This is a genomic window from Candidatus Tumulicola sp., from assembly GCA_036490475.1.
Taxonomy (GTDB): Bacteria; Vulcanimicrobiota; Vulcanimicrobiia; order Vulcanimicrobiales; family Vulcanimicrobiaceae; genus Tumulicola.
Window position 1 is genome coordinate 1,122,499 of record DASXDT010000006.1, and the last position, 22,296, is coordinate 1,144,794.

Here is a 22,296-nt window from a genome sequence, read left to right on the forward strand (position 1 = left end):
CAATACTCGGACGTTATTGCATCAACGTGCTTCGTACGTGCGAGATCACGCTGGACGTAATATCCGTCGCGCCGGCGGGTGCGTTCGACTCGTACACGCGCCCCAAGCCGCGCTCTCCGGCAACGGCGTCAGCGGTCGTCTCGATCGAAGCGACGATCTCCGAACGTAGTGCTGCACGCGCCTTCTGCACGCTCGCCATTTCGGACGCAAGGCGTGCGGCCGCTAAGCGATTTTGTGTCGCGACGTCGCCCAGCCGCTGCGTTATGTCGGCGGCGCTCGTTTTGTAGGCTTGGAGCGCGATCGCGCGATCGTCGAGCGTCAACGCTGCAGCGGGGGTTCGAACGTCGTCGCGCAGTTGCCCGGCCGCACGGCGATGCTCCTCGACATCACCGGCCAGTTCGTTGAGATTCGAAATCGCTTCGCGTTGCAGCGCGTTTGCGAACTCGGATAGCGTGATGGCATCCTGCCTGCGTATGCCGGCCACCAGCCGGTCCTCTTGCGATTGAAGTGCATCGAGTTCGGCTTGCATGCGACAGCGGTCGTTGGGCTCGAGATGCAAGTTCCGCAACTTCACGCGAATTTGCAAACGTGTGCCGGCATGCGTTCGATCGAACGCATAGGCGGCGTTGGCTTGGCTCTCTTGCAGTTGTGAGGCACGTAGCGTTAGCGCGCGGTCGTTGCGAACTTGCAACGCATCGCGATAGGTAGCGACGGCCGCTTCGCCGTGGTCCGCAGGCGTTCCGGTCGTCGGAATAGAGGGGACTCGAATTTGTATCGCGCCGGTCTGGCGAGCCGCCGCATTCAAGACGTCCTGCGCGTCGCTAACGTCGGCTGCGATACGCTCGGAAAGATTCCTCAGGCCCGCCGGCGTTTGGATGAGTTGTAGCGTCGCGAGGTTGGCGTCGTATTGCCGCAACATCGACGCCAACGGATGGCCGGCAACGGCGCGTTGCAGATCGAGCCGCGCCGGTTGGCCGAACGGCCGCGGCGTGGGACTTTGCGAAGCAGTCGAATGCGCGCAGGCCGCGAGTGCGACCAGCAATCCGAGAGAAACGCGACGCATCACGGCGGCGGAAACGTCCGTTGATATTTGAAGTCGATGCCGTTCCCGCCAGTGGCGATTGGAATCGTCGCCGTCGATATGCCGGTGCCGGTCGACGTCGTTTGGGAGAGGAACGGCTGCGTTGCGAAGGGATTCTGCTGCAGCGATGTGTAGGCCGTCATCTGCAACTGCGACGAGATGTTCGGGCGATATTGCACCGTATACGCCGTTCGGCGCGTTTCGTTGAACGTTTCGGCGAAGATGAAGCTGACCTTGTCGCCAAGCTTTTTCACGGCGCTAATGCCCAAGCCGCTCTGCAGGTCGTTGGTGATCTGAAAGTTCTGGAGTCCGAGCGTGTCGCCGACGGCCACCGATAGCGGTTCGAGCAAATTGCGCGTGAACAGCGTGTTCAACTGGCCTGCGGCAAGGTTCGCGATCGCCGCACCGGCCGAGAACGACCCGCCACCCGTCGCTGCGACGCCGCGCACCGCCCCTAACGATTGCGCGTTCACCAAGAGCCCGAGTATCTGATCGCGATCGTACGGCGGCTGCGACGCAAACCCAAGATTCAAACTGGTCGCCGGACCGGTGACGTGGAGCGTGACGTCGGTACTCGGATTCGAAACGTACGTCGTGGCCGTTGCGTCGACATCGGGAACGATGCCGCTGTTGGGATCGAACGTAACGGTACCGCTCTGCACGCGGAAGTCGCGAAGAAAGCTGACCGTGCCGCCGGTCGACGTGAACGTTCCCGAGAGTTGCGGCTTGGCCAGCGTTCCGGCAACCCTGAGCGAGCCGGTGGCACCGAGATCGATGTTCGGGCTCTGCACGCGGACGTCGCGGCCAACATTGATTTGCAAGTCGAAGGCGAGCGGCGGAAGCGCCGGTGCCGATCCTCCCGCAGGCTTCGGATTATACAGCGCTGTAAGCGGGATGCGCGCGGATGCGACCGACACCGAACCCGATGCGAGGATCGGGCTGCCGGGCTGGCGGCTGAGCGCGACGTTGGCATCCAGCTTGCCCTTGAAGTATTTCGGAAGATCGAACTGCGCTTGCGTGGTGCGCATCGACAATGCGAACAACGCATCGCGCGGATCTCGAAAGTTCGGAATCCACGCGTACCCGTTGCCGGCCACGCCGCCGCCGCCCGCTCTCGCCGAGAATGTGTTCAGCGTAATGGTCTGCTTGTCGAACGCGACCTGCGCAACGGTGTCGGTTATCGGAATCGATTCCGCCGGCCCCGAGAACGAGCCGCCGGTAAGCCCGAGCGATCCGCCGAGTTCGGGTTTGTTGAGATTGCCGGCGATCTGCACCGTGCCATCGATACGTCCCGTCACGTTGGTGTTTTTCGGCAGCATCGATACGAAGTTCGACAGCTCGACGTCGTCTGCGATGATTCGCGCCGAAACGGGCACCCCGCCGGGATCGAGTGCGAACGGGGCGAGCCGGATCGGCAAGGTCGCGTCGGCGAGGATTCGCCCACGTTCGAAATTGATGCCGGCGCCCGCCAGCGACACCGCACGCCGGGTCGCCGTGATACGTCCGAATACCGCATTAGCCGTGAAATTTCCGTACCGCGGCTTCGTCAATTGAACGTCGTCGGTAATCATCGGATCGTCGCGCGTGCCCGCGATGTGCGTGTTCATGGCGAGCGAACCGGATGCGTCGTACTTCGTGCCCAGCGTCGTATTGACGAGTGCCACGGCATCATCGCTCTTGGTGCGGACGTCGATCGCGAGCGGGTCGGTGGAGTGCAATCCGAACGCGCCGTCGGCATCGACATTCAGATGCGGCGCGCGAATCGCTAAACTTTGTAAACGTCCGCGTCCGGCTCGCGTGGCGAGCACCGCGCTCACGCTTTGGACCGGCAGCCGCAATACGGTCGCGTCGATCACGTTGGCACGCACGTTGGTATCGAGGTTCGGAAAGCTGCCGGCGACGGTCGCGTCGACCGACGCGGTTCCGGTAACCGGCATTTGCAGTCCGGCAACGGGGAGCCAATGCGCCAGTGCGACGTTCCGCGCGTGCGCCGCGATATCGACGAAGCCGCGGACCCCGACCGATCCGGTCGCCGAGAAGTTGCCGTATTGCCCGTCGGCGGCGACATCGGCGTGAATGTCGCCGGCGTTCCCGTTCCAGGCCGCGCGGGTCGTTCCGATCGCGATGCCGCGAACGGCCGTTCCGACGATCGTTGTTTGTCCGTTCGTTGCGAGCACCGTTCCGCCGGCTAGCGTGGCCGATGCGCGCAGACTCCCCCGCCCCGCCAGCATGTCGCCGGCGTCGAAGAAGTCGTTGAAATCGGCGGCGTTCATGTACGGCGCCGAAACGCTTAAGCGCTGTTGTGACGGTGACAAATCTCCGGAAAACGCGATCGCGGTGGAGCCGATGCCGACGTTGCCGTCGCGCAACTGTACCGAGCGCTGCGTTCCGCGTAGATTGGTGTGTAACTCGTGGAACGGTAAGCCGTTCACCGCGCCTTCGGGAGCCGCCAGCGTTCCCGAAACCGCAACGTCGGCGCCGCGGCCGGTGGCGTGCAAACGCGCGTCCGCGCTTCCTTCGATCGTTTTGGCCAAACTAGGACGCGCCAACGCGACGACCGACGAGAGGTCGGCTGCGTGCAGGTTTGCATCCAGGGCGTACGCCGGTGCGCCGTCCGTCAGATCCGTCACGGTTCCTTGCGCTCGCACGAAGTTGCCCTGCGCGGCGACGGTCGCGTTTTGCAAGTCGATGGCGCCATCGTTGTAGGAGGCGACCGCCATCGCGATCGCATCGAGTGCGCCGATACCGCGCGCGGTTAAGGCGATCGCCAACTGCGAGCCGTGCGTCGTGCCGAATCGCGCATCGGCGGCGGCCACCGGGCCATATGGCGTGACGACATCGCGCGCGTGCGCGAAGCCATCGGCATACGTGCGATTTCCGTGCATCCCGGCCAGCATATCGGCATCGATCGCGGCACCGACGCCATTCATTCCGACGCGCAGTCCGGTCGCGTTGACGTACGCATCGTAGATTTTGTGGGGGTGGTCGATGACGGCGCGGGCGTACAGCGAGCCGTCGCGCCCGGCGAAGGTGACCGGTCCGATCGTTCCCGTACCGTTGCCACGCAAGTGAAACGTTGCGGCCAACGTGTCGCGTGCATTCGATCCACGCGCAGCGCCGAACGCGTCCACCGACGCAGGCGAATCGCCGATCGCGAGCGCGTCGGCATTCACCGGTAGCCCGGCCAGCATTGCCGGCGTCTGCGGAATCGCATTGGCCGGCACGTTCGCAGCGGCAGCGAACGCGACCGCGCTATGCTTCGACTTCAGATCGAGCCGGCCGTGCGCGCGTACCGCAATCGAGCGGTAGGATGCGGATGCGTCGAGTACGACGACGCGGCGGCCGTCGAACGCCAGCGTGGCGCTGGTGGAATTCGCGACGTATGTTTGAAAGCGAATCGCCGGCGCTCGCGCGGAGATCAATACCAACGGCGCCGTCGGTGCGCCTTCGACCGCGACGCTGAGCGCGACGCGTCCAGATAACGGAAGGTTGGCCGTTTGTGCGAGTGCCGTTCGCAGTCGAGCGACTTCGCCTTGGCCCGCGACCGTCAGATGCAATTGCGGCGATTGCAAACCGATGACGCCGCCGTCCAGACGCATGGGCACGGCTGCCAGCGTTCCCGCCACACCTTGCAAGAGAAGGCCATCGTCGTACACAGCAATCGGTCCGTTCACCGCAGCGAGCGGTGCGTCGAGCCCCGCTACGACGACCCGGCCGCCCGATAACAACGTCGTAGCGCTGATATGGTTATCCATCGTGCCGCCGGGGCCGGGTAATGTCCCGACGCGCGCCTCCAACTGCGTCAAGTTACCGTCGGTCAGTCGCAAACTCGTCGAGTGGATCGCGAAGTCCGCAAGCGCGGCGATCGGCAGTCGCGCCGACGACCAGTGTTGCAGGCCCGTCTTGGTCGTGGCATCGAGCATGCCGCGCCCAGCGATCGGAAAACGCCCCGAACGTTCGACATAGGTCAGACCGGCCACGTATTTCGTGATCGCATTGGTGGCGACGTGCATGTCTGCGTTCACGTCATCGAAGGCGAAGTGCGCGCTCGCTGGAATCACCGGCGCGCGATCGTACACGTCGACGCGTACGTTGCGGATGCGCCCGTCGAAAACAAACGGCGTGGTGGGCGCGCCGCGGCTCGGGCCGGCCTTCTGAACCGGAAGATTGTAGGTGCCGTCGGCGTGACGGATCAGAACGAGTTGTCCGTTCTCGACATCGAAGCCGGTTAATCCGAATGCGCGCGAACCGCCGGGCAGCAAATCGCGTAACGAATATCGCACCGTCGTCGTAGCGATTCGGCCGATCGGCTCGCCGGCGAGATTTTTGAGATCGACGTCGCGCAACACGATTTGCCCGAAGTGCAAATCCACGCCACCGACGGCCGCACGTACGCCGAAGCTAGCGGCTGCCGCCGTAACGGCGCCGCGCAACAATTGGGGTGCAAGGAATGCGCCCACGACCACGATACAAACGAGGACGGCGGCGGCGACCGCGATCCGACGCCATGTCGAACGCACGTTAACGCTCCGCGAAATCGAGCGCGAGCAAGTCGTCGAGCGATTCGCGCCGCGCGAGCAACCGTTCGGTGCCGTTTTCTAAGCCGACGACCGCGGGCCGCGCGAAACGATTGTAGTTGCTCGCCATGCTGTACGTGTAGGCGCCGGTCGTGCGCATCGCCAGCAACGTTCCTCGCTCGATACCTGCGGGTAGCGCCATCTCGGCCATCTCGTCATTCTCGCACGAACGGCCGCACACGGCCATCGTTTCAAACGGTCCCACCGCGCCGTCGGCGACGACATCGTGATGGGCTCCATAGAGGGCGGGACGCGGGTTATCGGCCATACCGCCATCGACGATCACGTAGGTGCGGCCGGGGCGGCGTTTCACGGTCATCACGCGGTACAAGGTCGTACCCGCTCCGGCTATGATTACGCGTCCGGGCTCGATCTCAATCGCCGGCAGCGCAATTCCAGCCGCCACGGTTGCCCGGCGAACCTCGGCGCCGAGCGCGGCCGCCACTCGATCCATCTGCAGCGCGGGCAGTCCCTCCGCGTCGATTCCGAACCCGCCGCCGGCGACCAGCGTGCGCACCGGAAACCCTCGCGCGGCGAAGCGACCGGCGGCCTCAACCAGACGCTCGACGTTTACGACGAACGGTTCGATCAGATCGATCTGCGACCCAATGTGACCGTGCAGGCCAGTCAAATGCAGAGCACCGTTTGCTCGTAGTATCGAAACGGCTTCCTCCTCGAGATCCGAATCGATGCCGAACTTGGTGCGGTCGCCCGCAGTTCGAACGAATTCGTGCGCGTGCGCTTCGACGCCGGTGTTCAGACGCAGCACCACGTCGACCGGCCGGTCGGCAATTCGTTGCAGCGCGCGCAGTTCGTCGATGCCGTCGACCACGATGCGGCCGGCACGACCGTCGACCACCGCCTGCAACTCGTCGAGAGTCTTGCCCGCACCATGAAACGTCAGTCGCTCCGCCGGAAAGCCGGCGCGTTCGGCGGTGGCGAGCTCGCCGAGCGAACATATGTCGAGGCCGATACCGAACGACGCGATCCGTCGCGCAAACTCGACCGTTAGAAAAGCTTTACCGGCGTAAGAAATTGCGATGCCCGCGGGGTCGCAGGCAGTTCGAAGCTCGACCACCCGCTCGCGAACGGCGTCGAGATCGACAACGAGCAAGGGCGTACCGTACCTTTGTGCCAGCGATTCGCCCGTCACACCGCCGATGAGCAATGGCTCGGTCATTCGGGTACCGCCGCACCCATGCCACGCAAGCGATCTTCCAGCGCCACAATGCGTTCTCGCGACCGGTCCGCATCGATGTGGTCGTAGGCGGCGGCAGCGCTCGCGGCGATTGCCTCGAGCAGCGCGCGTTCCGGCGGCGTCAGCGCGACGTCGTCTTCGCGGCCTCCATATAACACGAAACCAACAACGCGTCCGCGCATGATCAGTGGAATCACCAGCGTCGGCGCCTTGCGGCCGGTCGGGAGAACGATCGATTCCAAACGCCCTTCGTCGAACTCGATCGAACCGAGGTCGGCGCGCAGCGCGACGATGATCGGATCCTCTGCATCGATCCGCTGCGCTTCAGTGGTGTTCCAGCCGCGGTCGGCTCTTCGTTCGAACGCCGTACCGTCGGATGTTGCGACGAACAGCGCGCTCGACGTCAGATGCAGCACCAGCACCGGTTCGTCGATCAGAAACTCGACCAAGGTTTTTTCGGACGACGTATTGGCTAAAGCGCGCGCCGCTCGTCGCAGAATGTCTTCGGCGCGTCGCTGCTCGCGGAAGAAGATTCGATTCAGGATATCCTCGACGCGGCCGTGCAACGATTTCATCGAAAAGCCGATGACCAGCGCCGCCGCCAAACTCACGTACACGGCCGGTCGCGTGCTTTCGAATATTTGTTCGGCCCACCACTCGATGATGCCGAAGAAAACGACCAGGATCAGTGTCGTCGCGCCGTATAGCACGGCGCGCCCGATCGCGAACCGGACGTCGATCACTCGTTGCGATAAGAAGCCGTACAGCACGAACGCCGATCCGATGACGGCCGTCCATGGCTGTAGCGCGTCGGCCCAGGCTTCTACCGCCAGTAGCGGGGTGGACGTGTCGCCGATCAACGCGCTCAACGTATCCGAAACGGCCCACAACAAATCGAGCATTGGTGAAAGCGCGATACCGGCGACCACCCAGGCAACGCGGCGGCGATCCAGAACGGTCGCGCCCGACGCAATATAGGCTAAGCCGCAGATAACCGACGTCAACAACAGCGTGTCGGAGGCACTCATCATCAATCGCGTCGGCCCGGGCATCTGGAATCGCTGAAACACGAGCCAGACGATCGGATCGACCCAGATGACGAACACGACGATCGAGAGCACGACGGAGGTGCCGAAAAACCACGGCCACGCCCGGCCGCGCCGGCCGTACAATCGTTGCGCGAAAATGAGAATGGTGATTTGCGTCAGCGGATACACGATTTGGATTAACAGATCGCTGCCGAGATTCACCGGCCACTTGGCCAGCTCGAGCACCGACTGATTCACTTTGATCAGTACCAGCAGCGTATAGCAATAAAACGCCAGCGTGATCGGCATCGGGCGCATGATAAACAGCACCGTCGCGAGACCGAGCGAGAGAAAGAAGCTCAGCGGAATGCCGATGTCGCGCGCCATCGTCGCGCGGCGCGAATAATCCGGCGGCGTCGCCGAAAGCAACAGCGGAAAACGATGCGCGCCGCGGCGAACCGTGAGCGCCATGCGCGCACTCGACGGTGCGGCTAATAAGTTGAAGCGCTGCTCGGGCGTCATCTGCGAGAGATCGATGCTGTCCCCGGTGCGCAACGTGTCGCTTGCGGGCGAACCTGCCTGCACCTGTACGCGATCGGTATTGTTTTCGAAATGCAGTGGAAATGAGCCCAAATGCGTCGCGTTGGTTTCGACCGAAACGAAGACGAGCAGCATCAACACCGTGCCGATTGCAACGATCGCCAACGACAACCGGTCGCACAGAAACCTGATAGCCGCACGCATTCGCGGCAATCTTACGCGAGCGGCGGTCGGCACCTTCGCTTTGAAGGGGGAGAACGGCGCGAACCCGCACTTTTGGGAATGGCAGCAGTGCCCACGAACGAGCCGATCTTGCAGGTTCCGCCATTACGCCGCAGCCTCGGGCTGGTCGACGTTGCGTTGTTTTTCGTCGTAGCTGGGTCGAACTTGCAATGGGTCGCAACGGCCGCCGCCGCCGGACCATCGTCGATCCCGGTGTGGATTTTGGGCGCCGCGACGATGTTTCTACCGTTGTCGATCTGCGTCGTATCTCTCACGTCACGCTATCCCGACGAGGGCGGCATGTATGCGTGGAGCAAACGCGCTTTCGGACCGTTTGCCGGATTCTTCACCGGCTGGACGTACTGGACGTCAAATCTGCCGTATTTTCCGGCTCTGCTCTACTTCGCCGCCGGAAACGCGTTGTATTTCGGGAATTGGAGCCACGCTCTCGGGTCGTCACCGCTGTACTTCATTGGGTTCGCGCTCGCCGGATTAGCGCTCGGAACGATCGTCAACGTCTACGGCTATTCGGTCGGGCGCTGGCTCAACAATGCGGGCGCGCTCAGTCGTTGGATCGTGACGCTGGCGTTGATCGCGCTGGGCGCCATCGCATGGGTGAAGTTCGGTGCGGCGACGCCGATTACCGCGGCCACGATGCGTCCCGAAGCAAGCTTGAAGAATGCGATCTTCTGGTCGGTCATCGCGTTTGCGTGGACTGGGCCGGAGGCAATCTCGTTTATCGCCGGTGAGGTACGCCAACCACGACGTTCGATTCCGCTGGGGCTGGCGATGGCGGCCCCGGCGATCGGCGTGATCTACGTGCTCGGCACGGTCGCGGTGCTCGTTGCGCTGCCGTCGCATTCCGTCGATCAGTCGTCGGGTGTCATGCAAACGATCGCGCAAGTCGCAGTTCGGTTAAATTCGGCGTGGATCGTGCCGGTCGCCGCATTTCTCGTGGTTGTGAGTTGTTTAGGGAGTTGCGGAGCGTGGTTGGGTGCCGTCGCGCGTATTCCATTCGTTGCCGGCATCGATCACTATCTTCCAAAATCGTTCGGAATCATGCACCCCCGCTGGGGCTCTCCGGTCGTCGCGCTGCTGTCACAGTCGGGCATCGCCGCGGTCTTCGTCGTCCTCGGACAAAGCGGCAGCAGCGTACACGGAGCTTACGATATTTTGGTAAGCTCGACCGTGCTGATCACGATGCTCCCGTTCATGTTCTTATTCGCAGCCGCCATTAAATTACGCGGTGGCTTTTGGATCGTCGCTTGCGCCGTCGTCGGCTTCATAACGACGGTCGCGGCCGCCATCTTCGCATTGATTCCAGCGCCGGACGACGCCGACAAAGTAGTAAGCGTGGCCAAGGTGCTGTTCTTGACCGCGTTGCTCGCGGGAGCCGGCGTCGCGGTGTATTGGCTGGGCCGTCGCCGTCTCCCGAACGGTTAGCGCTTCCCCGCTTCGGGCAAGCAAAAACCTGTCCACACAGCTTTAGCAAACTCCCAAGAAAATGTCTCGTAAGACGCGTAAAATCTACTAGCGACGCCCGCATATAGCAGCGCGGTCGCTCCGTACGTCAAGACTACACTCAGATTGAAAATCTGCGATTGCGCAAACAGACAGCCGAGTGTGCTCATCATCGCCGCTATTGCTACGATGCCAAGGATATCTGTATTCCGGTTTCCCTCAACGCCCTGGCTAACGCGCAAAATGCCCAGCACCAGCGTGGCAATAAGTGAACCGATTAAGATCAATGATGCGGTAGCAGCGATCCAACAAAGATGCCAATAACCGGCAGTCCACCCCAGCATGTAAACGAAGCCGAGGGCAAACGCCACGGCCAGTCCTCGCATCATCGAGTATAACCCCTGAAACTGCTGTGCGTACGTCCCAGAATCGTTAATGTTTGTTAAGGCCCGAGCCAATCGAAAGGCAGATTTTCTGACCGCGTCAACCTCATCGTTTTGGTCCAGATGAACCTTGGGGTCGATACCAAAGCAGTCGATACATTTTGCCGAAATTTTCGCTTTCATCGGCGTCGAAAGAGTCTTGTCGGAGGAATCCAGCAACCGTGTAGATGGGTAACGGCCGCCGAATTCGGAAGGCACTGCTTTTGTCGCCATTGATTGCAAGAAATATCCGACAAGGTAAGAAATAATTGCTGCGACAACGGCCAACGAAAATTCGCCCCAATCAAGGGACGGCCTCCACGCCGTCAACGCGAATGGCCCGTAGGTAATGAGAAGTATGACTAACCCAGGAATGAAGTACCCATACACATCGTAGAAATTGAATTTTTCGATCACGCTGTCAGACCGCAGCGGAGTCGATAGGGCTCTCGCGTATATCACCTAGAATCGCATCAAAAACATCCTGTGCGTGTTCAACGGCTGTTCCGGGCACGATGACAGAAGCGACTCGCCTGTGGCCACCGCCACCATATTTGCGAAATAATTCGCCGAGTTCGATACTGCGAAATTGCCGCCAAGGGTTACGCATTGCCGTTATCTTCCAGTGTTGCTTCGTGCGAGTCAAAGACAGTGAATACGAAGCGTCCGGATAAAAGATATAAGGGCTATATCTGCTGATGGTTCTCGCTTCACTCTCGGACGTTGAAACCGCCACGATATCTCCGTCCACCAACCGCACGGATTTTTCGACGGCCTTCAGGCCAGCGCGTATCCGGCGTCGCGCCGTTATTGTTCGCTTCTGGACTTCGGGCAGCGCGCTGACCTCCTCTAGCGACAACCGAAGCAGGGAACGCACGAGCAGCTCCGCATATTTTGAATCGGCACCTCCTGCGGATAGCCCGAGGTTGATGTCCATGGCGGGGCTCCCTCCATAGACGGCCTCTTCGACCGATGAATAGCTAGCCGAATCTATCTTGTCCGCCCATTGAGCCATATCACGATACCGGTCGGGATCCGATAGGCTATCCCGAAGACGCTCAAACAGTAGCAGGGCACACGATTGTGCTTCGGGGTCGTAAATTAACCACTCGCCTGGACGGTCTCTTTTTGCCAAGTAGTCCTGTTGATTTTCGCTTGTTAAGAAAGTCGTGGCATGGTGATCTGCCCAGAAAACTGCGCCCGGGTGGTACAGAAAATCAACGACAGCCGATCGGTGCGGCAGACTGATATCCAGCCACTGGGCTTTCAGATCATAATCAACAGGCCGAAAATCCTCGATTTTCCAGTCGTGGAACATGGTCAGGTGGTCGGCGGCAATCGCACTTGAGATCAGTCCGTCAAAACACGGAAAGTGGAAGTAAATAGCGTCGCTGCCGGCCGCGCGTTGTTGCATGAGGCGTGAGGCATGAGGCGTATTATCCACGGTAATGATTCCTGCTTGTAGCGACACGAACGTGTGTTCAAAAGTTCCCCGGACGGTTCCTACCGGGCCGTCATTCTCGATAATCTACCACGGAAGTTTCGCCGTTCGACTCGAGCGGCCATGACCTTTGAAAACCTGCGAGCCATCGCACACCGTGCCTATCGAAGCATCGGCGACGCCCATATGATGAGCGTTAACACAGTGTACTCAAATATCCGGTGGGGTGCCGCCGTGATCGTTCTCGCTTTGCCGCAGGCGGTCGCGGCCGCGTCGCCCGCGCCGAGCGCGGTTCCGCGTATCGCGCACGTTACGATCATCGTGATGGAGAACCGCGACGACGAATCGGTCGCGGGAAACAAAAATGCTCCGTACTTCAATAATCAACTCGTTCGGCAGGGCGTGCTGATGACCAACGCGCACGCGGTGGCGCATCCTAGCCAGCCGAATTACCTCGCCCTATTTTCGGGATCGACACAGGGCGTAACGTCGGACCACTGTCCTGTCTCATTCGAAGCTCCGAATGTCGCCACCGAGCTAATGGCCGCGGGCTTAACGTTCGCCGGGTACGCGGAGTCCATACCGCGCGACGGCTATCAGGGCTGTTGGACGGCGCTGTATGCGCGCAAGCACGTGCCGTGGGCCGATTTCGCGAACGTGCCGGCATCGCTCAACCGCGTCTATCACGGGCTGCCGTCGCAGCTGCCGTCGTTGCTGTGGATCACGCCGAACATGTGCAACGATATGCATAACTGCTCGACGCGCACCGGCGACCGTTGGCTGCAGGCAAATCTCCCGCAACTCATTGCGTGGAATGCGAAGAACGACGGCCTATTGATCGTTACGTGGGACGAAGCCGAACCGGATCGCGACGGAACGAACCGGATTCCAACCGTGCTGGTCGGGCCTATGCTGCGAGCCGGAACTACCTCTGCGCAGCGTATCGACCACTATTCGACCTTGCGCACGATCGAGGCCGCGTTCGGCCTTGGCTGCTTGCAAAAGGACTGTTCGTCAAGTCCCATCGGCGGTATCTGGCGTTGAACGGCGGTTTGAGAGCGTCGTAGCGGCGATCAGCGCCGAACCCAACGTCAGCAGAACGCACGCCATGGAAACGACGCGAAACCCATCGAGATAGGCACCCTTCACGACTGCAGTTTCGCGTGGGTCGTGAAATCGCGCCGCCGCCATTGCGGCGCGTTGCGCTGCTAGATCCGCACGCTGCTGCGCCGAAAACGAAGCCGCGTCCGCGCGCTTCGACAAGTGGCTGTCGAACGCGAATGCGATCAGCGATCCGAGTATCGCAACCGCCAGCAGTCCCGCGACGCGCGACACGGCATTGTTGACACCCGACGCCACACCCACGTTGTGTTCCGGCACCGAGTCGATCATCGTGGTGGTGAGCGGAGCGACCGTCAATCCCATTCCGATACCGACCAGAATGACGGCCGGGAAGACCCCCGTCCAATAGTGCATGTTGGGAAGGAACGCGAGCGCGCAGAAACCGAGGGCCGTCACCGAAGGCCCGGTTACCAGCATCGTACGCCGTCCGACACGATAGGTAAGCGCTCCCGAGTACCGCGATAACGCCACGATCAGCACGACGAACGGCAGCATCGAAAAGCCGGTCACGGTCGCGCTGTAGCCATCCACTTGAATCAGCACGAACGGCAAGAAGAAGAACACGCCCGATAACGCGGCGTACAGCAGAAACGTCATCGCGTTGATGCCGCTGAATTCGCGATTGGCAAATAGGGCGAGCGGAAGGATCGGATTCTTGACTCGGCCTTCCAGCACGACGAAGCCAATGAGTGATGCGACGCCCAGCACCAACGAACCGATTGCGATTTCGTTCCAGCCGGATAGTCCGCTGAACACAAAGGCGTAGACGACCAGACCCAGACCCAGTGACACGACGATCGAGCCCAAGATGTCGAGCGGTCCGCCCTCGTCCTCGTCGCGGCTTTCGCTCACGTGGCGCAGCGCAATCACGACTACCGCCAGCGCGATGGGCACGTTGATGAAAAAGATCCAGCGCCAGCCGAAATGGTCGACGATCGCGCCGCCGGCTACCGGCCCGATCGCGCTGGTCATCGCGGTCCAACCCGACCACGTTCCGATGGCTTTTCCGCGCGCTTCGCCCTCGAAGGTTGCGCCTAGGAGCGCCAAACTCGCAGGGGCCAGCATCGTTCCGCCGGCGCCTTGCAATAGGCGAGCCCCGATGAGCGCGGGCATCGAATTGGCCATTCCGCATAAGATCGATCCAAGAGCGAACGTGACGACGCCCATCACAAAGAGTCGTTTACGGCCGTAGCGGTCGCCAAGCGCGCCGCACAGCAACATGAACGCACCCAACACGAGCGTGTAGCCTTCGACCACCCACTGCGCGTCGAAGGTGGTGGCGTGGAACGCGTCTTGCAGCACCGGCAACGCGATCGAAACGACGCTGCCATCGATAAAGACCAGGCTCGAGCCGAGCACCGTGGCCGCCACGATCCACGCACCCGAGGTCGCCGCGGTTCCACGCTGCATGGCCGGCACGTTCGCCGCCGAATCATCCAACGTCTCGTCTCGAGCAAAGGAGCGTCAGGTGGAGCACACCCTCGTACACATCGCCGCGACCGCCGCGTGGTTTTTTGTGATCGTCTTTATCTTCGCGCTGATCGGCGTGGTTGCAATGATCAGGTGGATCGTCGGCTTATTCCGTCGCGGCGAAGCTGCCGTCGAATCGGGAGTGCAGTCGATCGAACGCCGATTATAACAGCCTAAAAAATAAGCGACTGGTAGTCGGCGACATACGAGAAGCCGACGCGACGGTACATCGCGATCGCGCTTTCGTTGAAATCGTTGACGAACAGCGATAGCGACGGCGAAAAGTCGAGTAGCTTTTCGCAAATTGCCGTGAGCGATGCGGTGGCGAGCCCGCGACCACGCAGATCCGGCGGGCTCCAAACGCCTTGCAACTGCGCCGTTTCGCGGCACCACGCGCCGACGCTGCAGAAGAAGCATAGCCGTCCGTCGTATTCGCCGACCCACCAGCGTTCGCGAGCGATCATCTCCCGAATGCCGCCCGAGAACTCGGCCCGTGCTTTGCGCGGATCGTATCCAAGCTCGCCGACGATCATTTGCGCCGAATTTTCGGCGACGATCGAGGCTTCGGCCGGTCGCGCGAGACGAACGCGCACCGGCAGGGAGGACGGACGTAACGACTCGCGTTCGACGCGCATCACGAGCTGTCGCTCGCGCACGATGCGCGGGGGTATGCGACCGGCGGCGATTCGCGGCCAAAACGAAGCGACCGTCGCTTGCGGGCCGACGATCATCCGTTGTCCGTTGCGTCGAAAACCCGCGGCGAAATCGGCAAACGCCTGCGCCGTCGCTTCGTCACCCGACAAGAGGATTTCGTTCCCAAAGAACCCGACGCCGCGCACGCCGGACGCATCGAGCGCGAGAGCGATCGAGTTGCGCGCGTGCGGCGACCCGTACATCACGAGGTGTGCGATAACGACGCGTTCGTACGGCCGCCGTTCGAGAAACTCCAGCGCCGAGCTTTCGTTCGCAGTGGATAATCGCTCGATGCGCACGTGCTACGACGCGTCCTTGCGTTGCGGATCGTACGAGATCGACTCGATAACGACGACCGTCGCGCCGGCTGGACGATGCACGGCAACACGGTCACCGGCGCGGTGCCCGTCGAGCGCTCGGGCGTACGGCGACGTCCAGCTGACTTTTCCGGAAGCCGGATCGGCTTCGTCGTCGCCGACGAGATGCAGCGTTAGCGCGGTTCCGTCGGCTTGCCGTAGCACGACGTACGCGCCAAACATCACGCGTTTGCACGGTCGCGATGGCGGTTCGATGACGCGCGCAGACTCCACGCGCGCTTGTAGATATGCGGCCTCGCGCTCGTCACCCTCGGCACGTGCTCGTTCGAGCGCCGTCCGTAGCTGCGCCATTCCATCGGGCGTCACGTAGTTCGGATGTTCGCTTTCGGCGATGCGCGGTAACGGGCGTTCCGGCCGATCGTCGTCTTCTTTGACGAATGCCCGGCTCACGCTTCGACCGTTCGCGCAATGGCGAAGCGACCCTCGGCGCGAACCGCGACGCGTGCGGGAATTGATCGAACGATTGCGGGCGGCACAGTCGGTCTTCGTGTTAACCGGTTCGGGCATTTCGGCCGAGAGCGGCTTGCCGACATTTCGTGGCGTCGGCGGCTTGTGGCGCACACATAGAGTCGAAGAACTTGCATCGCCGGAAGGTTTCGCGCGCGACCCACGCTTGGTCTGGACCTGGTATAACGAACGGCGCGCGGCGCACGAACGCGCGGAGCCCAACGCGGGTCATCGCGCGCTGGCCGCGATGGAACGTCGCGTCGGCGATTTTACGTTGGCAACGCAGAACGTCGATTCGCTGCATTTGCGCGCTGGTTCGTCGCGCGTTCTCGAGCTGCACGGCAAACTGCGCGAAGCGCGTTGCGACCGCTGCGGCACGGGCCGTCCGATCGATGCGTCGGGCTTGCCGCTCGACGAAATCGATCATGCCTGCGGCGGGCGTTGGCGCCCCGATATCGTGTGGTTCGGAGAATCGCTGCCGGCCGCGGTGTGGAGGGAAGCCGAGATCGCTGTGGCCCGCGCTGAGGTGATTTTGGTTGTCGGAACCAGCGCGGTAGTCTATCCGGCCGCCGCGCTGGCGACCCGCTACAACGCCGCCGCCTACGTCGCCGAAATCAACCCCGAGGCGACCGCGATCAGCGGCCGGGTGGATTGCGTCGTCCGGTGTGGCGCCGCGGAGGCCTTACCGCTGCTCGATTGGTGAGCGTCCGAGCGCGCTAATATTACTAAGCAAGCCTTGCGGCCGCCTGGCGGAGCGGCTCCAGGGACTGCCGAATAAGTCGCAGATAAACTCGGACCGTTTGTTACACATCAGGAGGCATATGCGAAGAACATCACGGGTGGTGGCGTCTGCTTTAGGGCTGGCGCTAGTACTGTCCGCATGCAGCGGCGGCCACAACGCAACTCTTCCATCGCTTGCGAGCCCGGACGGAGCGCTCGGGTCGACGCAGGCGGCGGTAACGCATTCGAACGTTTCGGAAACGCCGTTGACGTCGATCCCACAAATGTACGGCAAGCTCGCGTTCACCGATAGCGGGCGCCATCCGAAGAACGCGATCGTTCGCGTTGCTCTCACGCTGAAATACAACAATCAAAACGAACTCGATGCGCTGGTCGCCAAACTCAACGACCCGCGAGCGGGAAAACATCGGCGCTTTCTTTCTCCTAACCAATTTAACGAACGTTTTGCGCCGACGCGCGAGCAAGAACGCAGCGTCGTTCGTGCGTTGCAAACTGCCGGCTTTAAGATCGAAAAACGGTACGCCAACCGGACGATCGTAGATGCCACGGCGCGCACGTCGACCGTCGAAAGCTTTTTCTCGACGGAAATCCACTCGGTGCAGCAGGGTAAGTATGGCGATCGCTATACGAACGTCAAGCCCGCTACCGTTCCGAAATCGATCGAAGCGGTCGTTCGCGACGTTTCGCTCAACAATCTCGTCGTGGTTCGCACGGTCGTAGATTCGACCGGCGGCGGACGCACGGCGCCGGTCATCAAGACCGACTCCGTCGGACGCCAGATTCTTCCGCTGCCGGGCATCCAGCCCAACGATTCCAGCGGTAATCTGGTCAACGGCGGTTTCGAAACCGGTTCGCTGAGCTCGTGGATCGACGAGACCACCGGATCGCCCGACGCGAACGTCACGTCCGCAAGAGCACATTCCGGAACGTACTCGGCGGAAATGGGTGCGCTCGCGCCACCCGAGACGTACGGCTGGTCGGCCATCGCACAACAAGTCAAAGTTCCCAGCGGTGGCAAGCTGAGCTTCTGGGTGTATCAAGGCTCCAACGAAGGCACGCTCGGTTACGGAACCAAGTATGCGTATCAAGCCGGCTATCTGTTGAACAGCCGCGGCAGCATTCTGACCACGTTCTATAAGACGGTAAACAACACCAACGGCTGGGTGAACTACACGATCAACCTCAGCTCGTACGCCGGACAGAGCGATTACATCTACTTCGGGGTGTACGGCGACGGATACAGCAAAACGTACACGTATCAATACCTCGACGATGTTGCGTGGTCGGGCGCGACGCCCACCCCGTCACCGACGCCGACGGCAAAACCGACGGCGACGCCGACGGCACAACCGACCGCAACTCCGACGGCAAAGCCGACGGCAACTCCGACAGCCGGCCCGACTGCGACTCCGACGGCGAAGCCGACAGCCACCCCAACAGCGCAACCGACGTCGACCCCTGGTGCGGGATGCAACAACTCAGCGCCCGACAACGGTCCGTTGACAAACTCGGACGGAACGCTGGCAACCGGCGTTGCGAAGCCGTTCGACTTCCCCGTTCAGCACGGTTGTAACGGCGCCGGATACACCGCCGCGATCGTGATCGACGATCCGGTTAACACGAGCTATCTGGCTTCGTATCTGAGCGCTTCGCAAGTCACGCAGACCGGAACCGTCACCAATGAAGCGGTCGACGGCGGCGGCAGCGGTGACGATCCCGAAACCGATCTCGACGTCCAAACGATCGCCGGTCTCGCGCCGGGCGCGAACATCATCGTGTACGACATCGGATCGCTCGGCGATCAACAAATCGAAGACGCGTACAATAAGGTGCTCACCGACGGGAAAGCGTCGGCCGTGAACTCGTCGTTCGGCGGTTGCGAATCCAGCGATACGTCGTTCGCCGACTCGACCAATGCAATCGCCGAACAGGGCGCATCCGAAGGCGTCGAATTCTCGGCGTCGTCCGGCGATACCGGAAGTAACGAATGCAGCGGCAAGAAGGGCGTGAGCGCGCCGGCCGGCGGTCCGTACTTCTCGTCGATCGGCGGCATTAATTTCACCGACACGTCGCAAGGTGTGCTGCAGACCGTGACCATGGGCACGGCTTCCGGCGACTCCGGCGGCGGCGGCGTTTCGACCGTGTTCGCGCTCCCGAGTTTCCAGACCGGAATCACGGGCATGATCACGACCGGACGCAATCAACCCGACTATTCGTTACCGTTCTTCCCCGTGGCAGTCTTCACGGGTGGCGCGTTCGGCGAATATCTCGGAACGTCGTGGTCATCGCCGGCGTCGGTGGCGTTGATCATCACTTCCGACCAACTCCACGCGAGCAAACTGGGATGGGTTAATCCGACCATTTACAGTCTGTTCAGTTCGACCGGGTACAGCACGTACTTCACGCCTTGCACGTCGGGCAGCAATGGTGCCTACTCGTGTAGTGCGACGCAGTACAATCAAGCAGCCGGCATCGGGGCTCCGAAGGGCTGGGCGCTCGCAAACGCGCTCTAGTTCGTTCGAAACCTGAAAGCAAAAACGGGGTGGTGCGGTAACGCATCGCCCCGTTGCCTTTCAGAGAGCAGCCAAGGGTTCTCTCGCATGCAATCGAACGCCGACAGCACAGGAGGGAACCATGGCTTTTTCGTTTTCGCTGCGTCGCTTTGGTTACGGCGCGATTGCAGTTGCCGCACTTGCCTGCGCGGCCGTTCCGGCGCAGGCGCAAATGCGCCAACAAATCGCCGATAAGGCGGCGGTACAAGCTGGCAACAGCTTCGTTACCAAGATCAACGGTCAGAGCTGTAGCGATTTCGCTACCACGCTCAAATCGATGAAAAGTGGTGGTTCGGGCGGCAGTTCGAGCTCGATGTCGTCAAAACTAAAATCCAATACCGAAGCTCGGACGCAGTTCGTGAACATCGTCGCCGCCCCGCTGCTCAACAAGATGATTACGTGCGACCTGCTGCCCGGCATGTAAACGTAGCATAGCAAAAGGGAGAAAAGAGCGGTGCGAAAGCGCCGCTCTTTTTTAACGAAAGCGTTCGAAGAGAACGGCGATCAGTACGATCGCTAGTAAACCGAGCAACGTTCCCTTAGCTGCCCACATATGACGCTCGCCGACGGAACGCACAAACGCCGTCGGCTCGATCGGCCCGCGGATATGTTTGAGGATGTTATAGAGAAACATAGCAAAGAGCGCGGCGTAGAGCGTCTCGTTGACCCAAAGCGGAAGAAACGGGTGCGAAGGCGGACGAGCCGGCAACGCTACTATCAAGAACGCGCTACCGGCTAGGCCGAAAGCGTTGAGCGTCATGTACGTCGGCTTGTGGCGGATCATACGAACGCTTTCGACGTGCCTGGGATGTTCCTTGGGGATAGGAATAGGCGTCGCTGGGGTCGGCGTCGTAGGGCAGACCTATGGATCAGCCGCTCGAATTCCTGAAAAGCCGAATTCCGAATTTCCCTGGATACGGGTCGGACGACGATCGTAAGTTGTCGGACGAATTGGTACGTTCGTATTTAGGCGAACGGCTCGCTACGCTCGAAACGGACGATGGTCTGAACGACGAAGTGCGCAAGACCGTCGGCGAGTTGATGTTGCGAACGGCATTCACAAATCAAATAGCGTATAAAGTGTACGAAGAGGCGTCGCGCACGAACCACGATTTCGACGGCATGGCGGCCGCCGACGCCGCGACGGTACGGTTAGCCGATGGCGCCGGCGCCGTTACCCCCGCCGACGCACTGAAATTCGCACAACAATCGGCGCAGACGCTCGACGGTCGCGACCTCGCGATGCGCGGACAAGCCGCGGCTTAGTGGCAGGTGCTGGTCGCGCCCGGGGTCGCCGTAGCGGCCGGCTGCGATTTGTGAAACAACCCGCCTAGGGCTGACGAGACGGCACCGCCGGCAACGCCGCCCGCGACGCCGCCGGTCGCGTTATTGACCGCACTCGCGGCCGAACTGCCCGCGTATCCGACGATCTCGCCGGTCGCCGCATCCCAATTGGTTGGAACGCCGAAATCCGGCGAAAACTGATTGATAATCGCTTGCGTGAGTTGGCCGACTTGCGCTTGCACGATGCCGTTGACCGCCTGCGCGAATAGCGACTGCCCGGGGCGCACGTCGAACACTTTACCACCGTGCGTCGTTACGACGACCGGTGCATCCGGACTGCACACTTCGTACACGTTCACCCGGAGCGAACCGTCCGGCGCATACTCGATGTCACCTTCGGTTCCGCGCACACCCACGGTCGCGGTCGCGGTGGAAAACGTGTAGTTGGCTTTCGCGCCTGCCGCGTGCTTGACCGCGAAGCGGACGCGTCCGTTGAACACGACGAACTTGGCGGTCGCGATCTGCGTTTGATTGAAAAACGCGAGTTGTACTTTCGTGTCGGAGCCCACCATCACCATCGAACTATCCGGCAGCGTGACTTGCGCCAGCGACGATCCGCCGGTGATCGCGAAATCTTTGTCGGCCAGCCCGACGCTCGCGTTTACCGAAATCGGTACCGCCTTACCATTCGGAACCTGGTACGAAACGGTGCCCTTTTGACTTTGCAGTTGTTTGTCATCGCCGGCAACGGCCGGACCGGCGAGCACGAGCCCAATGCAGGCTCCTAGTGCTAATAAGCGGCGGAATTGCATCGGCAAACCTTACGCTCGGTTGCCCTGCGTCCCTCCAACCGTCACGGGCGGAACTCGCGGGTACGAAGAGTTGTCCCTTCGTGACATATGGCAAATAACAACAAGACGGCGATCGTCACAGGTGCGGCCAAAGGCATCGGCGCCGCAATCGCCCAGCGTTTAGGGTCGGATGGATTCCAGACGGTCGTCAACTACCTCTCGAGTGAAACCGAAGCGAACCGGCTGGTCACCCTAATCGAGGCGGCCGGCGGTCGCGCCATCGCGGTGCACGGCGATGTGTCCGATCCCGCAGCCGTACGTTCGCTGTTCGATCGTGCCGAGGCCGAGTTCGGACCGGTCGACGTACTGGTCAACAACGCCGGTACGTTGCAACGTAAGCCGCTGCTCGACGTCACCGACGACGATTACCAGCAGCTGATTGCGAGCAATCTCACGGGCTCGTTCAACGGCATGCGCGAGGGCGCCAAACGCGTTCGCGACGGCGGCCGCATCATCAACTTCTCGACGAGCATCATCGGCTATTACGTTCCGACGTATGCGATTTACGCGGCGACGAAGGCGGCGGTCGAAGCGATGACGCACGTTCTCGCAAAAGAGCTCGGCGCACGCAATGTCACCGTGAATGCCGTCGCTCCGGGTCCGGTCGCGACCGATCTCTTTCTGACCGGCGCTTCGCAAGAAATCGTCCAACGCCTGACCGGCGAGATCCCACTCGGCCGTCTCGGCCAGCCGGATGACATTGCCCGCGTGGTTTCGTTTCTAGCCGGTCCCGACAGCGGCTGGGTCAACGGCCAAGTGATCAAAGCCAACGGCGGACGTAACTAACGC

At 61.5% G+C, this 22,296-nt stretch carries 19 protein-coding genes; 8 read left to right on the plus strand and 11 right to left on the minus strand.

All coding sequences use genetic code 11. The features are described from left to right. Positions 1 to 13: 13 nt before the first annotated feature. Genes VGF98_12875 through VGF98_12890 form a run of 4 tightly spaced genes read right to left on the minus strand, consistent with a single transcriptional unit; the run spans position 14 to position 8,628 of the window. A complete protein-coding gene (locus VGF98_12875; GenBank protein HEY1682529.1) occupies positions 14 to 1,066 on the minus strand; it encodes a hypothetical protein in 1,053 nt (350 codons plus the stop codon). Then, complete coding sequence (locus tag VGF98_12880) at positions 1,063 to 5,601, minus strand: translocation/assembly module TamB domain-containing protein (GenBank protein ID HEY1682530.1); 4,539 nt, start codon at positions 5,599 to 5,601, stop codon at positions 1,063 to 1,065. Before VGF98_12880 ends, VGF98_12875 begins: the two co-directional genes overlap by 4 nt. Position 5,602: 1 nt before the next feature. Continuing rightward, positions 5,603 to 6,838, minus strand: a complete 1,236-nt coding sequence (gene lysA / locus VGF98_12885) for a diaminopimelate decarboxylase (GenBank protein HEY1682531.1) — start codon at positions 6,836 to 6,838, stop codon at positions 5,603 to 5,605. Further along, positions 6,835 to 8,628 (minus strand): hypothetical protein, encoded by a 1,794-nt coding sequence (locus tag VGF98_12890; GenBank protein HEY1682532.1) that lies wholly within the window; start codon positions 8,626 to 8,628, stop codon positions 6,835 to 6,837. Before VGF98_12890 ends, lysA begins: the two co-directional genes overlap by 4 nt. A gap of 87 nt (positions 8,629 to 8,715) precedes the next feature. Here VGF98_12890 and VGF98_12895 point away from each other — a divergent pair, with 87 nt between their 5' ends. Continuing rightward, on the plus strand, positions 8,716 to 10,089 hold the full coding sequence (locus VGF98_12895) for an APC family permease (GenBank protein ID HEY1682533.1): 1,374 nt from the start codon (positions 8,716 to 8,718) through the stop codon (positions 10,087 to 10,089). Here the strand turns inward: VGF98_12895 and VGF98_12900 are convergent. Further along, the gene (locus VGF98_12900) at positions 10,086 to 10,946 is read right to left on the minus strand and encodes a hypothetical protein (protein HEY1682534.1); all 861 of its coding nucleotides are present in this window, start codon (positions 10,944 to 10,946) and stop codon (positions 10,086 to 10,088) included. The two genes, VGF98_12895 and VGF98_12900, sit on opposite strands and share 4 nt — an antisense overlap. A 4-nt stretch (positions 10,947 to 10,950) precedes the next feature. After that, positions 10,951 to 12,000, minus strand: coding sequence for a hypothetical protein (locus tag VGF98_12905; protein HEY1682535.1), 1,050 nt, complete (start codon positions 11,998 to 12,000; stop codon positions 10,951 to 10,953). Between the two features lie 93 nt (positions 12,001 to 12,093). On the opposite strand from VGF98_12905, the gene VGF98_12910 reads away from it, so the two are divergent. Continuing rightward, positions 12,094 to 13,014 (plus strand): alkaline phosphatase family protein, encoded by a 921-nt coding sequence (locus VGF98_12910; protein HEY1682536.1) that lies wholly within the window; start codon positions 12,094 to 12,096, stop codon positions 13,012 to 13,014. On the opposite strand, the gene VGF98_12915 is transcribed toward VGF98_12910, so the two are convergent. After that, positions 12,985 to 14,502: an MFS transporter gene (locus VGF98_12915; GenBank protein ID HEY1682537.1), complete on the minus strand. Its 1,518-nt coding sequence runs from the start codon at positions 14,500 to 14,502 to the stop codon at positions 12,985 to 12,987. The genes VGF98_12910 and VGF98_12915 overlap by 30 nt on opposite strands. On the opposite strand from VGF98_12915, the gene VGF98_12920 reads away from it, so the two are divergent. Further along, on the plus strand, positions 14,501 to 14,731 hold the full coding sequence (locus VGF98_12920) for a hypothetical protein (protein HEY1682538.1): 231 nt from the start codon (positions 14,501 to 14,503) through the stop codon (positions 14,729 to 14,731). The genes VGF98_12915 and VGF98_12920 overlap by 2 nt on opposite strands. A gap of 4 nt (positions 14,732 to 14,735) precedes the next feature. On the opposite strand, the gene VGF98_12925 is transcribed toward VGF98_12920, so the two are convergent. Both VGF98_12925 and VGF98_12930 read right to left on the minus strand, forming a co-directional pair. Beyond that, on the minus strand, positions 14,736 to 15,554 hold the full coding sequence (locus VGF98_12925) for a GNAT family N-acetyltransferase (GenBank protein ID HEY1682539.1): 819 nt from the start codon (positions 15,552 to 15,554) through the stop codon (positions 14,736 to 14,738). Between the two features lie 3 nt (positions 15,555 to 15,557). Continuing rightward, complete coding sequence (locus tag VGF98_12930) at positions 15,558 to 16,022, minus strand: GreA/GreB family elongation factor (GenBank protein HEY1682540.1); 465 nt, start codon at positions 16,020 to 16,022, stop codon at positions 15,558 to 15,560. A gap of 52 nt (positions 16,023 to 16,074) precedes the next feature. Here VGF98_12930 and VGF98_12935 point away from each other — a divergent pair, with 52 nt between their 5' ends. The 3 genes from VGF98_12935 (at position 16,075) to VGF98_12945 (ending at position 19,796) form a co-directional block, all read left to right on the plus strand. Then, positions 16,075 to 16,782, plus strand: a complete 708-nt coding sequence (locus VGF98_12935; GenBank protein HEY1682541.1) for an NAD-dependent deacylase — start codon at positions 16,075 to 16,077, stop codon at positions 16,780 to 16,782. 136 nt (positions 16,783 to 16,918) lie between these two features. Further along, the gene (locus tag VGF98_12940; protein ID HEY1682542.1) at positions 16,919 to 19,333 is read left to right on the plus strand and encodes a protease pro-enzyme activation domain-containing protein; all 2,415 of its coding nucleotides are present in this window, start codon (positions 16,919 to 16,921) and stop codon (positions 19,331 to 19,333) included. A gap of 121 nt (positions 19,334 to 19,454) precedes the next feature. Then, positions 19,455 to 19,796 (plus strand): hypothetical protein, encoded by a 342-nt coding sequence (locus VGF98_12945; GenBank protein HEY1682543.1) that lies wholly within the window; start codon positions 19,455 to 19,457, stop codon positions 19,794 to 19,796. Between the two features lie 51 nt (positions 19,797 to 19,847). Here the strand turns inward: VGF98_12945 and VGF98_12950 are convergent, their stop codons facing one another. Continuing rightward, positions 19,848 to 20,156, minus strand: coding sequence for a hypothetical protein (locus VGF98_12950; GenBank protein ID HEY1682544.1), 309 nt, complete (start codon positions 20,154 to 20,156; stop codon positions 19,848 to 19,850). Between the two features lie 80 nt (positions 20,157 to 20,236). On the opposite strand from VGF98_12950, the gene VGF98_12955 reads away from it, so the two are divergent. Continuing rightward, positions 20,237 to 20,638 (plus strand): hypothetical protein, encoded by a 402-nt coding sequence (locus VGF98_12955; GenBank protein ID HEY1682545.1) that lies wholly within the window; start codon positions 20,237 to 20,239, stop codon positions 20,636 to 20,638. Here VGF98_12955 and VGF98_12960 read toward each other — a convergent pair. Beyond that, positions 20,635 to 21,468 (minus strand): FecR family protein, encoded by an 834-nt coding sequence (locus tag VGF98_12960; GenBank protein HEY1682546.1) that lies wholly within the window; start codon positions 21,466 to 21,468, stop codon positions 20,635 to 20,637. The genes VGF98_12955 and VGF98_12960 overlap by 4 nt on opposite strands. 87 nt (positions 21,469 to 21,555) lie before the next feature. Here VGF98_12960 and VGF98_12965 point away from each other — a divergent pair, with 87 nt between their 5' ends. Beyond that, on the plus strand, positions 21,556 to 22,293 hold the full coding sequence (locus VGF98_12965) for an SDR family oxidoreductase (GenBank protein HEY1682547.1): 738 nt from the start codon (positions 21,556 to 21,558) through the stop codon (positions 22,291 to 22,293). Positions 22,294 to 22,296: the final 3 nt, after the last annotated feature.

Excerpts from the sequence above, each read along its gene's own strand:
- VGF98_12920 (HEY1682538.1), top strand. The coding sequence starts at position 14,501 with ATGGCCGGCACGTTCGCCGCCGAATCATCCAACGTCTCGTCTCGAGCA.
- VGF98_12965 (HEY1682547.1), top strand. The coding sequence starts at position 21,556 with ATGGCAAATAACAACAAGACGGCGATCGTCACAGGTGCGGCCAAAGGC.
- VGF98_12945 (HEY1682543.1), top strand. The coding sequence starts at position 19,455 with ATGGCTTTTTCGTTTTCGCTGCGTCGCTTTGGTTACGGCGCGATTGCA.
- VGF98_12960 (HEY1682546.1), bottom strand. The coding sequence starts at position 21,468 with ATGCAATTCCGCCGCTTATTAGCACTAGGAGCCTGCATTGGGCTCGTG.
- VGF98_12890 (HEY1682532.1), bottom strand. The coding sequence starts at position 8,628 with ATGCGTGCGGCTATCAGGTTTCTGTGCGACCGGTTGTCGTTGGCGATC.
- VGF98_12950 (HEY1682544.1), bottom strand. The coding sequence starts at position 20,156 with ATGATCCGCCACAAGCCGACGTACATGACGCTCAACGCTTTCGGCCTA.
- VGF98_12910 (HEY1682536.1), top strand. The coding sequence starts at position 12,094 with ATGACCTTTGAAAACCTGCGAGCCATCGCACACCGTGCCTATCGAAGC.
- VGF98_12955 (HEY1682545.1), top strand. The coding sequence starts at position 20,237 with ATGGATCAGCCGCTCGAATTCCTGAAAAGCCGAATTCCGAATTTCCCT.
- lysA (HEY1682531.1), bottom strand. The coding sequence starts at position 6,838 with ATGACCGAGCCATTGCTCATCGGCGGTGTGACGGGCGAATCGCTGGCA.
- VGF98_12915 (HEY1682537.1), bottom strand. The coding sequence starts at position 14,502 with ATGCAGCGTGGAACCGCGGCGACCTCGGGTGCGTGGATCGTGGCGGCC.